The sequence below is a fragment of the Siphonobacter sp. SORGH_AS_0500 genome, from assembly GCF_031453245.1.
Lineage (GTDB): Bacteria > Bacteroidota > Bacteroidia > Cytophagales > Spirosomataceae > Siphonobacter.
Map to the genome: position 1 here is coordinate 4,753,355 of NZ_JAVIYT010000001.1, position 13,647 is coordinate 4,767,001.

The 13,647-nt window shown below is 45.2% G+C and carries 12 protein-coding genes; 3 read left to right on the forward strand and 9 right to left on the reverse strand.

Features of this window, described 5'->3' with window-relative positions:
* The 4 genes from QE357_RS19920 to QE357_RS19935 form a co-directional block, all read right to left on the reverse strand.
* Nucleotides 1-276 carry a hypothetical protein gene (locus QE357_RS19920; protein ID WP_106637031.1) on the reverse strand — a complete coding sequence of 92 codons (276 nt, stop codon included), beginning with the start codon at nucleotides 274-276 and terminating at the stop codon, nucleotides 1-3.
* A 2-nt stretch (nucleotides 277-278) separates the two neighbouring features.
* Complete coding sequence (locus QE357_RS19925) at nucleotides 279-608, reverse strand: hypothetical protein (protein ID WP_106637032.1); 330 nt, start codon at nucleotides 606-608, stop codon at nucleotides 279-281.
* A gap of 96 nt (nucleotides 609-704) precedes the next feature.
* Nucleotides 705-1,913 carry a DUF4374 domain-containing protein gene (locus QE357_RS19930; protein ID WP_106637033.1) on the reverse strand — a complete coding sequence of 403 codons (1,209 nt, stop codon included), beginning with the start codon at nucleotides 1,911-1,913 and terminating at the stop codon, nucleotides 705-707.
* A 5-nt stretch (nucleotides 1,914-1,918) separates the two neighbouring features.
* Nucleotides 1,919-4,258: a TonB-dependent receptor gene (locus QE357_RS19935; protein WP_309711180.1), complete on the reverse strand. Its 2,340-nt coding sequence runs from the start codon at nucleotides 4,256-4,258 to the stop codon at nucleotides 1,919-1,921.
* A 533-nt stretch (nucleotides 4,259-4,791) separates the two neighbouring features.
* Here QE357_RS19935 and QE357_RS19940 point away from each other — a divergent pair.
* The 3 genes from QE357_RS19940 to QE357_RS19950 all read left to right on the forward strand — a co-directional run bounded on the left by QE357_RS19940 (nucleotide 4,792) and on the right by QE357_RS19950 (nucleotide 8,401).
* Nucleotides 4,792-4,965 carry a hypothetical protein gene (locus QE357_RS19940; RefSeq protein ID WP_157830358.1) on the forward strand — a complete coding sequence of 58 codons (174 nt, stop codon included), beginning with the start codon at nucleotides 4,792-4,794 and terminating at the stop codon, nucleotides 4,963-4,965.
* Nucleotides 4,966-5,022: 57 nt separating this feature from the next.
* The gene (gene rocD / locus QE357_RS19945; protein WP_309711183.1) at nucleotides 5,023-6,249 is read left to right on the forward strand and encodes an ornithine--oxo-acid transaminase; all 1,227 of its coding nucleotides are present in this window, start codon (nucleotides 5,023-5,025) and stop codon (nucleotides 6,247-6,249) included.
* A 172-nt stretch (nucleotides 6,250-6,421) separates the two neighbouring features.
* A complete protein-coding gene (locus QE357_RS19950) occupies nucleotides 6,422-8,401 on the forward strand; it encodes a T9SS type A sorting domain-containing protein (protein ID WP_309711188.1) in 1,980 nt (659 codons plus the stop codon).
* A 461-nt stretch (nucleotides 8,402-8,862) separates the two neighbouring features.
* Here the strand turns inward: QE357_RS19950 and QE357_RS19955 are convergent, their stop codons facing one another.
* The 5 genes from QE357_RS19955 to efp all read right to left on the reverse strand — a co-directional run bounded on the left by QE357_RS19955 (nucleotide 8,863) and on the right by efp (nucleotide 13,569).
* The gene (locus QE357_RS19955; protein WP_106637037.1) at nucleotides 8,863-9,294 is read right to left on the reverse strand and encodes a DUF2846 domain-containing protein; all 432 of its coding nucleotides are present in this window, start codon (nucleotides 9,292-9,294) and stop codon (nucleotides 8,863-8,865) included.
* A gap of 105 nt (nucleotides 9,295-9,399) precedes the next feature.
* Nucleotides 9,400-10,845, reverse strand: a complete 1,446-nt coding sequence (locus tag QE357_RS19960) for an amino acid permease (protein ID WP_309711193.1) — start codon at nucleotides 10,843-10,845, stop codon at nucleotides 9,400-9,402.
* A 183-nt stretch (nucleotides 10,846-11,028) separates the two neighbouring features.
* Nucleotides 11,029-12,369: an acetyl-CoA carboxylase biotin carboxylase subunit gene (gene accC, locus QE357_RS19965; RefSeq protein WP_106637039.1), complete on the reverse strand. Its 1,341-nt coding sequence runs from the start codon at nucleotides 12,367-12,369 to the stop codon at nucleotides 11,029-11,031.
* 70 nt (nucleotides 12,370-12,439) lie between these two features.
* Nucleotides 12,440-12,910, reverse strand: a complete 471-nt coding sequence (accB, locus tag QE357_RS19970) for an acetyl-CoA carboxylase biotin carboxyl carrier protein (RefSeq protein ID WP_309711197.1) — start codon at nucleotides 12,908-12,910, stop codon at nucleotides 12,440-12,442.
* 95 nt (nucleotides 12,911-13,005) lie between these two features.
* Nucleotides 13,006-13,569, reverse strand: a complete 564-nt coding sequence (gene efp / locus QE357_RS19975) for an elongation factor P (RefSeq protein ID WP_106637041.1) — start codon at nucleotides 13,567-13,569, stop codon at nucleotides 13,006-13,008.
* Nucleotides 13,570-13,647 lie beyond the last annotated feature (78 nt).

A 13,647-nucleotide genomic window follows, 5' to 3' on the forward strand; every position in this document is an offset into this window, starting at 1 on the left:
TTAAATGAAGTAAATTCCTGAAAACAAACCGATTAGCATCACATAAATAGCCCAGGTTTTCCAGGCTTTCGGGATGAGAAACGCCACTAGTAAAAGCGTCGCCCAGAGCAGATAACCCGTAATGAAGGAAGTAATCATGACGTATTCCTTGGGAAACACGCGAGTCAGGGCAGCGTGAAAGCTGAGGGTAACCAGGTAACCACCCAGCGAACCAGCCAATAGTTTAGAGAGTTTAATCCAGGGAGATTTAGTCAGGTATTTTTTGTTGGCAGGCATAGTTAAATTGTCATTTCCAGTAAGACACAACACACGTAGATCGCTGCAAGCCCCTGCACCCGCAGGTAATTAAAAGGGTCAATCACTACCGAAAGACAACCCACGCCCATCAATCCCACGATAAAACCAAGGATGCCGCTGGCGATGCCCCAGGTGAAGATAAAACCCAGCAAAGCCGCCAGAACTAGTACTCCTCCAATGAAACGGGTTCGGGATCTATCCCTGAGCATATAGGCCGAAAATCCCCCCGTGACGGGTCGTTTGTTCGAGGCCGAAGTAAGTTGCCAAAAGTAAAAAGCGACAAATTGAATCAGAAATAAGGTACTTACCATAAGGAGATTGTCATGATTGGTCAGTTATCTCTACAAACCGACAGAACCGGAAGACCTGCGTATCTTCCGGTTCTATCGTAATCCTATTCTGAAAGCTTAGTCCAGGTGTTGAATAGCCGTGATGGTTCCTCCCTCCACTCGTAAACCCTTCGTAGCCGTTTGTGTACTGGCATCAATCTTATAAACGTAGCTAGTACCGTCTTTCAGGTTTACTCCAACGTAGCCCGTTTTACCATCTTTCGGGGTATAGTTGTTAGTCGTTATTTCAGAGATACTTGCGGCTTCGGGCAAACCCGTAACTGCTTTGTAGGTTTTATCAACTACGTTCACAATCCCTATCCGCACGCCTGCTGCGTAAGCGGAAGTTTTTTCTGACTTAGCCACCGCGTTGACGACGTACGTGTTATTACCTAAATATTGCCACGAAGTAATGCTCATGCCACCGCTGGCCGCTTCTACGTCAAAGAAGTAGCTTTGATCAAATTCCGTCGTACCTGATTTGATTTTTACAATCGCTGAAGGCTTGGTCGTCGACATTTTCCCATCGGTGATGGCAGTAGCGGGAGAGAATCCGTATACATCTCCATTTTCCTGTACCGAAAGACCATCCTGGAAATAGCGACCAATGAAGCTGATACGCGTATCTGTAATTACTTTTTCCAGTTTCATATCAGCATAATTGAAAATGGCGATAGAACCTTGATCAGGATATTTGGTATTGAAACTGCGGTCGTAGATGGTTTGATAGGGGGCAAACACTTTTGTTCCTACCTGTTTAATCCAGGTAAAGTGTGCTAACTCCCCTAGTTTAGTCATTTCCAGCGTATTGACTGTTCCCTCAGAAGTAATCGTTAGACTGTTGGTATTGACTTTGTACCAGCTTGACGTAGGGGCCGTCAAACTCCTCGAAATTTTGAAGAGTAACAAATCATCATTTACCGGAGCAAAAGCCTGCACCGTTTCCGTCTGGAAATTAGTTAGCTTATTGAGCTTTCCATCCTGGATATTGTAAGCGGTAACGGCTCCTGGGTTCTGCTGTCCGTACAGCATGCTAAAGAACTTGCCGTTGTGCGTTACATAATACCGATAAGATCCATCCTGCTCTATGCCATTTCCTTTGGTTGAGATCGTGTCTTTATCCAGGCTTTTAGCCGTAAGTAAGTAATCTGCTACTGCTGTGGTAGCCGCAGGACTAACCGTAATGATGTAATTCCCAGAATTTGCCGGGGTAGTTTCAGTTTTGGAGCTACAAGAGGCCAGCAGGCCAGCCGCAACCGCCAGAGCGAGGGTCGATCTTAATTTCATGCACATTATATTTTGAAAGAATTAAAGAAATAGCGTAAGTTCACGTAGAAGCCACGACCAGGTTTTTGTAAGCTAAAGTTGTCATAAAGTCGTCTGTCCGTAAGATTTCTTACTTCCAGCCCAATATTGTATCGGCCATTATTGATACTATAAACGGCGTTGAGATCATGAGATAATTGCATGGGAATTCCATATTTATCTCCACCATCATTGCCCCCTCGACTAGGCCAGTATAACCAAAAGGCATGCACATAGAGCAGGTTATAACCAATGTTGAGCACGTTGCCTTTTTGTCCCAGGTTTCGTAGCGTGAGCGAAGCATCCGCATTCCCGAACAGGTAGGGAATATTTGGCATCTGATCTTTGTATACCGGACTCAATACCAGATTATTATTGTTATCGTATACGTATTGCTGCTGATTTTGCAGGTACTGATAGGTAAGGGTTGTGCCTATCGTGAGAAACTTTTTATAGGAGTACCGCAGTTCGCCTTCACCACCCATGGTAAACACACCATCCAAATTATCCAGTATTAAGGCGGATTGGTTTTGATTTAGCCTGGAGTAGATGTAGTTGTAGGAATACCGATAAATCGCGTTGGCATTAATCAGAAAGCGATGATCTTCCCGGGCAGCAAAACCGTAACTAAATCCGGCATTAATGTTCTGGCTTTCTTCGGGTTTCAGCGAAAGATTACCCTGTACTAACTCTACGTCACCAAAAAGTTCGTTTGCCTCGGGTAGACGGTTGGCACGTTCATACGATGCCTTCAATTGGAGGCTGGGTGTTATGAAATAGCTGACGGCAGCCCCGAATCCCAGTTTATTAAACGCCTGCTGACCGGGGGTATTCTGGTAAAGGTATTTTCCAAAAATAGATGTGCTCCATTTCTCTTTTTCATTATAGGTATAGCCCAGACCTAATACGTTTTTATTAAGCCGGGGACGAACATCCCCCCTGGTAAAGTTTTCATTAAAAGCATCTGAACCCTGGCGATTAAACGTACTAAAAGCGTTACTTAAAGCAATGGACTGCTGATCCGTTAGCTTGTAGTTGGCAGTAGCCGTTACCAGTCCGTTATTATTACCGTATTTTGCTAGACTCTTTCCCCGGCCTTCACCACTGGGATGCGGTTTTGAATTGCCATACCAGTCAAAACGTGCGGATAGTGTATCAATATTTTGCTCTTTACCCAGGTTATAATTGGCATTTACGGTCAGATCAAGGCCTTTGATGAGGTCCGTTTTACGATATTTCAAAGTCGGCATTACAATGTTGCCGCGTCGGTGCCAGCCGCCAAAAACAGCGACCATTCGAGCCCCCGTTTGAAGCTCTTTATAATTTTTACCAAGGGTAATCCCGAAAAGAAGCTGGTCTGCGAATTTTTTACCAACTACCCCTACATTGGCCACCAGCGTTTCATTATGATAGGTATCGTGGAAGCGTCGTACGACCGTATTAGGCTTGAAAGCCCCCGTATAGATGTCGGCTACGTCAAGGGTTACTTTATAGTTGTTGTCTGAATAATTCTGGAAGGCGTTTAATCGAAACGTAAATCCGCCTTTGGTGGTGAAAGCAGCGTTTACTACGCTACGATGGGTGTTAAAGGAACCATAAGAATAAGAAGCATCGACGTAATTCCGGTATCGATCACCCGTCACAATATTAATGGCACCTCCTAAAGCGTCTGAACCCAGCCAAATGGGCACTACACCTTTATAGACTTCCAGTCGATCAGCAATATTTATGGGAATATTATTGATCTGAAAAGAAGATCCGAAATTGTCCATGGGGACTCCGTCAATAAAATAACGGATGCGGTTACCGGAAAAACCGTTCAAAGAAAGGTTGAAATTGGACCCTACGCCACCAGACTCCCGAACCCGTACCCCGGAAACCCGATCCAGAGCACTACTTAGGTCCAGCGTGGAGTTATACAGTTGTTTAGCATCAATGGCCGCCACGTTGAAGGCCTGTCGGTTGACCTCCTGAACTTCCGTACGCCCTACGACGGTTACCGTATTCAAGTCAACTGAATGGTCGTGAAGGATCACTTCTAAGAAACTTTCCTCCCCAGCCTTTACCTCCATTTTCTCTTCCAGCTTTTTCAAGCCTACACCCGTAAAAACGAGCGTATACTTACCCGAAGCCACATTCGAAAACTGATACTCTCCTTCAGGATTAGTAGTAGTGATTTTATTGAGTTCAGCGATTTTAACCGTAATAGCCTGAAGTGGGGAACCCGAGTAGCTACGTACTACTCCCCGAATAATGCCTGAACGCTGAGCTTGGGAAGATAAAGCGAAGGTGCATAAGCACACCAACAAAAGGGATCTAAAATACATTGGTCAATTCCGTTTAAAAAGCTAGCATCTCTTTTGTAAAGCATTCAGAGACAGGCATTTCCTGATATTTAGCCTTTCGAGTGGCACAAATATAATTTATTTAGATTAAGTCCAAATATAATTTAAGAACATAATTTCTGATTTTATTAAGATCGGTCCCCTTTCGAACAGATCTTAATTTCTACTTACGGTAGGGTTACTTAGGCGTTGAATATGGGAGAAGGTTCTACTTTTAACTATTGAAAATCAATCCATTAACTACTAAATCCAGCAGGTTTTGAATTGATTCGAACAGGCTTTTTTATGCTTCTCTCGTCTTCGGTAGACGCATGCTCTTTTTTATTCAATCACTCCAGTCATAGAAGGCATCATTTCCACAATCTGAATAGGAAGAGCCAGCTATTAACCCGCTTATCGTTGCCTTCTTGAATGTATTAAGCCTGTATAAGGCTACTGCTTTGCAGCCAGCTTTGCTTCAGAATTGGGGATCTGCTCATTTTTAAGTACCTTAGCTATACCTGTAATGAATTAACATGGCCGACTTTCTCTTCAAAAAAGCAACGTTTGTTCTTTGTCCGACCAAGCTTCGGCGGTCGGCAACGGCGGGAGCTTTGTACGGTCATTTCTGTAAACTTCATCGCATCCGTACTTCTTCCGATCAACTGCTTTACGTCATTGCGACTTCCAGTGAAATCCCGGCTTTCTAGTAAACCACAACTTCCCTCATTTTTTGTTGGTATTTACTAGTTAACCTACTCATATTCATGGAAACAGCAACGCAGCGAGCGATGGCTCTCGAAGAGCAATATGGTGCTCATAATTATCACCCCTTACCCGTTGTCCTCAGTCGTGGACAAGGTGTTTACGTATATGATGCCGAAGGACGGGAGTATCTGGATTTTCTTTCGGCCTATTCAGCGGTTAATCAGGGACATTGTCACCCCCGCATCATTGAAGCCCTGACCCGGCAGGCCCAAACCCTGACGCTAACGTCACGGGCCTTTTATTCCGACAAGCTCGGCGAATGCGAAAAATACCTTTGCGAGTACTTCGGTTATGATAAAGTCCTGATGATGAATTCGGGCGTAGAAGGCGGCGAAACCGCTCTGAAACTCACCCGTAAATGGGCCTATAAAGTCAAGGGCATTCCAGCGAATGAAGCTAAAACCGTGTACGCATCGGGCAACTTCTGGGGACGCACGCTGGCAGCCATTTCTGCTTCCACCGATCCCTCTAGTACGAATGATTATGGTCCCTTTTTACCCGGTTACGTTATTATTCCCTACAATGATTTACAGGCTCTGGAGCAAACACTGGCTGCCGATCCCAACATTGCGGGTTTCATGGTAGAACCCATCCAGGGGGAAGCGGGCGTAGTGGTCCCCGACGAAGGGTACTTAACAGGTGTTCGGGAGTTATGTACGAAATACAACGTTCTCTTTATTGCTGATGAAGTACAAACGGGTCTGGCTCGCACGGGCAAGCGGCTCGCCTGCGACCACGAAAACGTTCGACCCGATATACTCATTTTAGGAAAAGCCCTTTCCGGCGGGGTTTATCCCGTTTCCTGCGTTCTGGCCAATGATGAAATCATGCTAACCATCCGTCCCGGCGAACATGGCAGTACCTATGGTGGTAACCCTCTGGCCTGTGCCGTTACCATGGCTGCTTTAGATGTATTACGTGAAGAAAGACTAGCCGAAAATTCGGAAAGGATGGGTGAGCTTTTTCGCAGTCGCATGAACGCTCTCATTAAGAAAACGAATCTTATTACGCAGGTTCGCGGTAAAGGTTTACTAAATGCCATTGTCATTCATGATACCGAAGAAAGCGGCACGGCCTGGGAGCTTTGCCTCAGGCTGAAAGAGAAAGGGCTACTGGCGAAACCTACGCATGGTAATAAAATCCGTTTTGCTCCGCCTTTGGTTATTACCGAAGCTCAAATGCAAAAGGCTTGTGATCGTATTGAACAAGTAGTACTTACTTTTTAAGACGTATAGAAAAGAAGGTTAAGGTAGCAGTACTTTAACCTTCTTTTCTATTTGAAGTAATGAGAAAATTGGAATTAAATTTTCTTCGATTGGGTCATTCCAGCGTATGGCTGATTTTTGGGGTGTATTTTTGGAACTGAATTGTCAGTCAAATCCGTCAACCCTTTCATAAATGAAGAAAATTTTACCTGCTTTATCTTTTTTGTTACTTACCGTTCTGACCTTCAGCCTCGTACTTAAAAGTAACGCTCAATCTCAACATGTAGGCTGGATCGTTTATGATCAGCTTCCTAAAAATTACCAGCTTTACGCCCGGGGCAATGATAATATGGCTCAGGTGCCCATCACGGGCAGAACGGCTGATTGGAAAAACTGGAATTATGTGTCCGTGGTTACTTATCGAAACGGCCAGCCTTTCTCCTATCACCGTTCCTCTTTCAAACCACTGACTAGTACGCAGGCTGCTTTTGAGATGTACCCCACCATCAAAGCCGAAAAAGCCGACTATTCCTTTGATATCTACTGCTGTACAGCCACTGATTCTATTCACCTAACCCATTGCCAGGACATTGTAGCGGGCGATATCTATGTCATTTACGGCCAGTCGAACGCCAATGCTATTATGAGCTCGCCCGTTGGTGACAAGTACATTCGTACCTTTTCCAGAACACCGGATCTTACTAATCCTGGTGTAAGTGATGCGGATACGAACTGGATCAATGCGGCCTGGACCGTTTCACCAGTCGGATATTGGGGGCTAGAGCTTCAAAACCAGATTTTACAGAAATATGGGATTCCAACCTGCGTAATTAACGGAGCTTTTCCCGGACGCTCCATTGACGAGTTAACGTATTTTCAGGGACAGCCATCCAACTATTACAAGCACTTAAAACTTCGCATTTCTAAATCACACGCCAGTAGAATCAGGGCTTTTTTCTTCTACCACGGCGAAAACGATGCGTTTACTCACACGCCTAACTACCCGGAACTGTTCGATAAACTGCAAAAGCTTTGGGAGAAAGATTATTACCCCGTAGTGGATGAGTTTGTGATCATGCAAATGGATGTGCCTTCCATTGCTTCTAATACAGGTAGTGCAATTCGAGAATCGCAGCGGACGGTTTCAGCCTTGTATCCTAAAATGAATTCTTTTGCTACCGTGGGCCAGCCGGGCTACGACGGGGTGCATTACAGCAGTTTGGGCTATGGAACGCTGGCCACTCGTTTAGTAAATTACCTTTCGCCCAAGCATTATGGCGTTCCGCAAACGGCTGGTCTTCGGGCACCCGATATTCAAAAGGTTTATTACGAAGACGAGGCTGCCACGCAACTGGCCCTTCAGTTCGACCAGCCCGTTCAGTTACCAGCCGATTCGGTGATTGGGTTTTATCTATTAAGTTTCAGAAACTTTCTTTACATCAACGGCAATGAATCCAGCGTGTTACCCATCAGCTCAGCTACGGCACAGGGGAATACGGTCCATTTAAAACTTAGCCGATCGGTCTCGCTGAATTCCCTGACGTATCTACCTTCTCATTCAGCGAATCTTCCCATTTCTCCCTTCATCGGTCCTTACATTAAAAATTCGCGGGGACTGGCAGCCTTTACGTTTCATCGATTCCCGGTGGGAAATGCCCTTTCTACGCCTACACTGGAAGCCCGCCTGCAAAATGGAATCGTTGTGCTTTCCTGGCCTGCTATTAGCGGAGCCGAAGCGTATATCCTTGAAAGACGATTGAGCGGTTCGGATTCTTTTGAATACTTGGCAACTGTGGATAAAAACCAGTTTCGGGATTTGACCTTCGAGCCGCAGCAAGCGTATACCTACCGCTTAAAAGCCGTGACTCGTCTCTCTGAATCGGCTTATGCTCAGGCATCCGTGCAGACTTCCTCGATTTCTGAAGAATACTTAAGCCAAAGCCTCACGCTAGGTCCCAACCCGGTTTCAGATCGGTTATTTGTCAATTTTGGTCCTACCCTTACCGGAACCCTTCAAGTGTATACACTTCAGGGAAGCTTAGTGCATCAACAGCATTTTTCTGAACAGAAAACCGACGAGCTGAATCTCTCGCTGTTACAACCCGGTACTTACATTCTTTCTATTTTAACCCCTGAAGGAATTAAAGTCAGCAAGCGGTTTATGAAGTTCTAGTAGTTTGTGCTACGCCATAAAAAAGACAAGACTCGCTTAAGTCTTGTCTTTTTTACTGAGAATGGTTCTTTCTTCCGCCCTGGTTGGTGTCCTCACCAACCAAGGCGGGAACAACCAAAACGGCCTCTGCTCCAGACGAGGCTTTATCGCGTCTCTACCTTTTCAAAACCAAAATTTTGGGCCAAACTACGTTTAATACATTACAGATTCCCTCGCAGTCGCTAGGCTCTGGCCGATGTTAGCAAGCCTGTTTTGGTTAGAGAAAAGTTGTTCTCTGCCTCCCTACTAGTTCGTAGTCTACCGGACAGAGGCCTAGAGCTAGTTAGTCACTCGGCCAGAGCCGAGCGACTGCGGAAAATAAGCTTTTACTAAAAGTGCCCCCGGATGAAATCCGGGGGCACTTTTAGTAAAAGCTTATTTTTAGACAGTTTCTTAAGTCTTGCCTTTTTTATGGAAATGGGTTATTGTCTAGAAGTCATACAGTTATCCGGTTTCAGATTTACCATTTTCTTCTTAGCCGTCGATTCCGTAACTTCAGTCATTTCTATACGATCCGCTAGAAAGCTGGATTTAATATCACACTGAACGTAATATACTTTGCCTTTTTCAAGCGTTAATTCCAGTACTTCTTTGTCTGGTATGTTCAAGCCACCAATCACTGAGGTAAATTTTACGGTATTAGGCAAGCAGCTATAAACGAAATAGCGTTTGTTACTAATGCGGCACTGTTCTTCGCCATTCGCCCGAATCGTAAAATTCATAGCCGCCCGATACATCTGGCTTCCCCGGTAGAATACCACTTTGGCCGAATCAGCTGAAGCCGAGATAGTTTGAGCCTGACTGTTGAAAACACCTAAACAAAAGGCCGCCAGAAAAAGAATTTTGGGATACATACGTTTGAACAGGTTATAGTTAAAATGGAGGTTTTGGTTTGGACGAAAGTAACCAACTCTTCCCTGCTTCAGCTTTACTCACTCAAAATATTTTTCTGACTTCTGCTACTTTATTTCTTCATTCAGCTTGCTGCGTTTTTTACCATATAAGAAATAAATAGCAAAGCCGATTATTAACCAGACAATCAAACGAATCCAGGTATCCAGGGGCAGCGAAAACATCATTAATAAACAGGTCAGAATGCCCAGAATGGGAACCAGAGGAACCCAGGGCGTACGAAAAGGACGCGGAGCATCCGGCATTTTTTTTCGCATGACAATCACGCCCAGGCATACCATCACGAAGGCCAGTAATGTACCGATACTTACCATTTCACCCACAATGTGGATCGGCATGAATCCTGCAAAAAGACTAATAAAGGTGCAGAGTAACAGATTCGATTGATAAGGCGTTTGAAAACGGGGATGGAGGCTGGAGAATACTTTAGGTAGTAGTCCGTCTTTGCTCATGGTATAAAAAACCCGGGATTGACCGAGTAAATCCACCATAATCACGGAAGTGTAACCGATCATAATACCCACCAGAATCAGTTTTTGAAGCCATTGATAGGGTGTTTTAGCGATGGCTACGGCAATGGGAGCGGCACTATTCTTGAACTCGGTATAATTAGCCATGCCCGTAAGCACGAAACCAAAAACGATAAAAAGTAACGTACAGATTAATAATGAGCCGATAATCCCTACCGGCATGGTTTTCTGCGGATTGCGGGCTTCCTGAGCCATTGCTGCGACAATGTCGAAACCAATAAAGACAAAGAATATAACGCCAGCTCCCCGAAGAATACCACTATACCCAAATTCGCCAAAGGTACCTGTGTTCTCAGGAATAAAAGGATGATAATTTTCGGGATTAATGTATTGGATGCCCAGAGCAATGAATACCACCACTACCAGAAGTTTAATGGCTACAATAATACCGTTGATTAAGGCCGATCCCTGAATGCCGCGAATAATGATGGCCGTAATGATCCAGAGAATCAACAGCGAAGGCAGGTTAACCCAACCGTGAATAACTTCGCCATTAGCCATGGTCGCTTCTTCAAAAGGCCCCATGACCAGTTGAGCGGGCAAATGAATGCCGTAGGAAGAGAGAAATTTAATTAGGTATTGCGACCAGCTGATGGCAACCGTAGCCGCTCCGACGGAATATTCCAGAATCAAATCCCAGCCAATAATCCAGGCAAAAAGTTCGCCCATTGTAGCGTAGGCATAGGTATAGGCACTACCGGCGACGGGTACCATAGAGGCAAACTCGGCATAACACAGAGCACTGAACGCACAGCCCACGGCTGCCAGCAAAAAGGATAACACCACTGCTGGTCCCGTGTTATTGGCCGCAGCAATTCCCGTTAAAGAAAATAATCCCGCCCCAATAATAACCCCGATGCCAATGGCAATGAGGTTCCAGGACCCCAGGCTGCGTTTTAAAGTATGACTGCCCTGCTCAGCAGCTTCCGTTTGTAGAGAAGTAATGGATTTAATCCGGCTCATTAATCTACTTGTTTTATAGGGAAAACGTAAAGATAAAGCAAGGAAGCTCAGCAGAGCGATCAATGGCTTGAAAACAGGACAAAAAAGCTTCTGAATGCGTCAGATTTGTGTATTCATTCTTCCAAAAGAAAAAAGGCCGGAAAATTCCGGCCTTTCACTCACAGGTAATACTGTTGTATCGACTTATAATCCGCTGAAATCAAAATCATTCAGGTACTGAGTCGTAAAGTTTCCAGATTGGAAACCTGCATCATCCATCAAACGAAGGTGGAATGGAATCGTCGTCTTCACGCCTTCGATCACGAATTCAGACAAGGCACGTTTCATGCGGGTAATTACCTCTTCGCGGCTCTGTCCCGTCACGATCAGCTTGGCGATCATGGAGTCATAGTTCGGAGGAATGGTGTAACCCGTATACACGTGGCTGTCAACGCGTACGCCAATCCCACCGGGAATATGCAGCGTCGTGATTTTACCGGGCGAAGGACGGAATCCATTTCCTGAATCTTCCGCGTTAATCCGGCATTCCATGGAATATAACTGAGGCGTATAGTTCTGGCCCGAAATAGGTACACCCGCAGCAACTTTGATCTGTTCTTTAATCAAATCAAAATTCGTTACCTGCTCCGTAATTGGGTGTTCTACCTGGATACGCGTATTCATCTCCATGAAATAGAACTTGCCGTGCTTATCTAGCAGGAATTCAATTGTACCTGCACCTTCGTAACCAATGGCAGCAGCTCCTTTGATGGCTGCTTCACCCATTTGAGCCCGAAGTTCAGGCGTAATCACAGGAGAAGGCGTTTCTTCTACCAGTTTCTGGTGACGACGCTGGATGGAACAATCACGCTCCGAGAGGTGACATACTTTTCCAAACTGATCACCAACGATCTGGATTTCGATGTGACGGGGATCTTCCACGAATTTCTCCATGTACATTCCATCATTACCGAAAGCCGCCAGTGATTCCGTACGAGCATCGTTCCAGGCTTTTTCAAATTCTGCTTCTTCGCGAATTACCCGCATCCCGCGACCACCACCACCGGCAGTAGCTTTGATGATTACTGGGTAAATATCACGAGCTAATTCAATTCCTTGTTCCAGCGATTCCAATAAGCCATCAGAACCGGGAATAACGGGAACACCCGCAGCCTTCATGGTAGCTTTGGCCGTAGCCTTATCTCCCATGGAGTTGATCTGTTCGGGGGTAGCTCCGATGAATTTGATTCCGTATTCACGGCAAATCTGAGAAAACTCAGCATTTTCCGATAAAAAGCCGTAACCGGGGTGAATGGCATCTGCTCCCGTTACTTCCGCTGCGGAGATCAAATTAGGAATGTTCAGATACGACTGACGGCTCGCTGGAGGACCGATACACACAGCCTCATCCGCAAAACGAACGTGCAGACTCTCACGATCAGCCGTCGAATACACCGCCACCGTTTTGATTCCCATTTCCCGACAAGTGCGGATAATACGAAGGGCAATCTCACCACGGTTGGCAACTAATATCTTTTTAAACATACAGTTAAGAGAATGCTTAGATTAATAATCAGGTTATTAACGTACAAATGGGGTTAAACCCGGCTATTACCTAAACTGGCTCAACTAAGAATAAAGGCTGATCAAATTCTACCGGTGTAGCATTTTCAACCAGTACTTTCACGATACGACCTGATACCTCAGATTCGATTTCGTTGAAAAGCTTCATGGCTTCAATGATACATACTACTTTTCCGGGTTTGATTTCAGTACCTACTTCTACAAATGAAGGAGCATCAGGGCTACCTGAACGGTAGAATGTTCCGATCATTGGAGATTTAACGGTAATCAGGTTAGAAGAAGGAGCTTCGGCAGCTACGGGGGCGGCGGCAGCTGGAGCAGCGGCTAAGGGGGCAGGAGCTGCCACGGGGGCCGCAGCTACTACATGAACGGGTGCTGCCACGGGGGCAACTGAACCGTACCGTTTCACACTGATTTTCAGCTCATTGGTTTCGATGTTTACTTCATCGAGGTTAGACTGAGCGATAAAATCGAGCAGGTGCTGTATGTCTTTAGTTTCCATTTCGGGTGTTTTTGAAGAACTTTTTAATCGTTAAATAAAATTCAGCTGAATGGTAATACCTCAATCATCAAGCACTTTTGATGATTAAACAACTGTTACTTGACGCGTTCTACGTAATCGTAAGTACGGGTATCAATTTTGATTTTTTCACCCTGCTCGATGAATAAAGGAACCATGATTTTTGCTCCGGTTTCTACTTCAACGGGTTTCTTAGGGGAGTTAGCCGTATCCCCGCGAATACCAGGTTCGGCGTAAGTTACTTCCAGTTCTACGAAAGGAGGCATTTCCATCGTCAGAGGAGCCTCATTTTCCGTGTTAATCAGAACCTCCACGCTTTGTCCTTCTTTCATCAAATCAGCCCCCTGGACGATTTTATCATCCAGCGTAATCTGATCGAATGTTTCCGTATCCATAAAGTTGAATCCTACTTCATCTTTATACAGGAACTGGAACGTACGGCGTTCTACCCGAACCGGATAAATGGCTACGCCTGAGTTAAACGTGTTATCAATAACCCGGCCTGTGGTTAAGTTGCGAAGTTTCGTACGTACGAAAGCAGGCCCTTTACCTGGCTTTACGTGTAAGAATTCAACAATTTGGAACAGGTCGTTATTGTAATTAATGACCAGGCCGTTCTTAATGTCTGCGGTCGTTGCCATGAAAATAGTTATCAGTTATAATCGTGAAATACCCGATCCAGTTGATAAGGCATTTATTCTGTTCTTACGTTTAAAATG

Coding starts and splice junctions, on each gene's coding strand:
- QE357_RS19920 (WP_106637031.1), bottom strand. CDS start 276: ATGCCTGCCAACAAAAAATACCTGACTAAATCTCCCTGGATTAAACTC.
- QE357_RS19925 (WP_106637032.1), bottom strand. CDS start 608: ATGGTAAGTACCTTATTTCTGATTCAATTTGTCGCTTTTTACTTTTGG.
- QE357_RS19930 (WP_106637033.1), bottom strand. CDS start 1,913: ATGAAATTAAGATCGACCCTCGCTCTGGCGGTTGCGGCTGGCCTGCTG.
- QE357_RS19935 (WP_309711180.1), bottom strand. CDS start 4,258: ATGTATTTTAGATCCCTTTTGTTGGTGTGCTTATGCACCTTCGCTTTA.
- QE357_RS19940 (WP_157830358.1), top strand. CDS start 4,792: ATGGCCGACTTTCTCTTCAAAAAAGCAACGTTTGTTCTTTGTCCGACC.
- rocD (WP_309711183.1), top strand. CDS start 5,023: ATGGAAACAGCAACGCAGCGAGCGATGGCTCTCGAAGAGCAATATGGT.
- QE357_RS19950 (WP_309711188.1), top strand. CDS start 6,422: ATGAAGAAAATTTTACCTGCTTTATCTTTTTTGTTACTTACCGTTCTG.
- QE357_RS19955 (WP_106637037.1), bottom strand. CDS start 9,294: ATGTATCCCAAAATTCTTTTTCTGGCGGCCTTTTGTTTAGGTGTTTTC.
- QE357_RS19960 (WP_309711193.1), bottom strand. CDS start 10,845: ATGAGCCGGATTAAATCCATTACTTCTCTACAAACGGAAGCTGCTGAG.
- accC (WP_106637039.1), bottom strand. CDS start 12,369: ATGTTTAAAAAGATATTAGTTGCCAACCGTGGTGAGATTGCCCTTCGT.
- accB (WP_309711197.1), bottom strand. CDS start 12,910: ATGGAAACTAAAGACATACAGCACCTGCTCGATTTTATCGCTCAGTCT.
- efp (WP_106637041.1), bottom strand. CDS start 13,569: ATGGCAACGACCGCAGACATTAAGAACGGCCTGGTCATTAATTACAAT.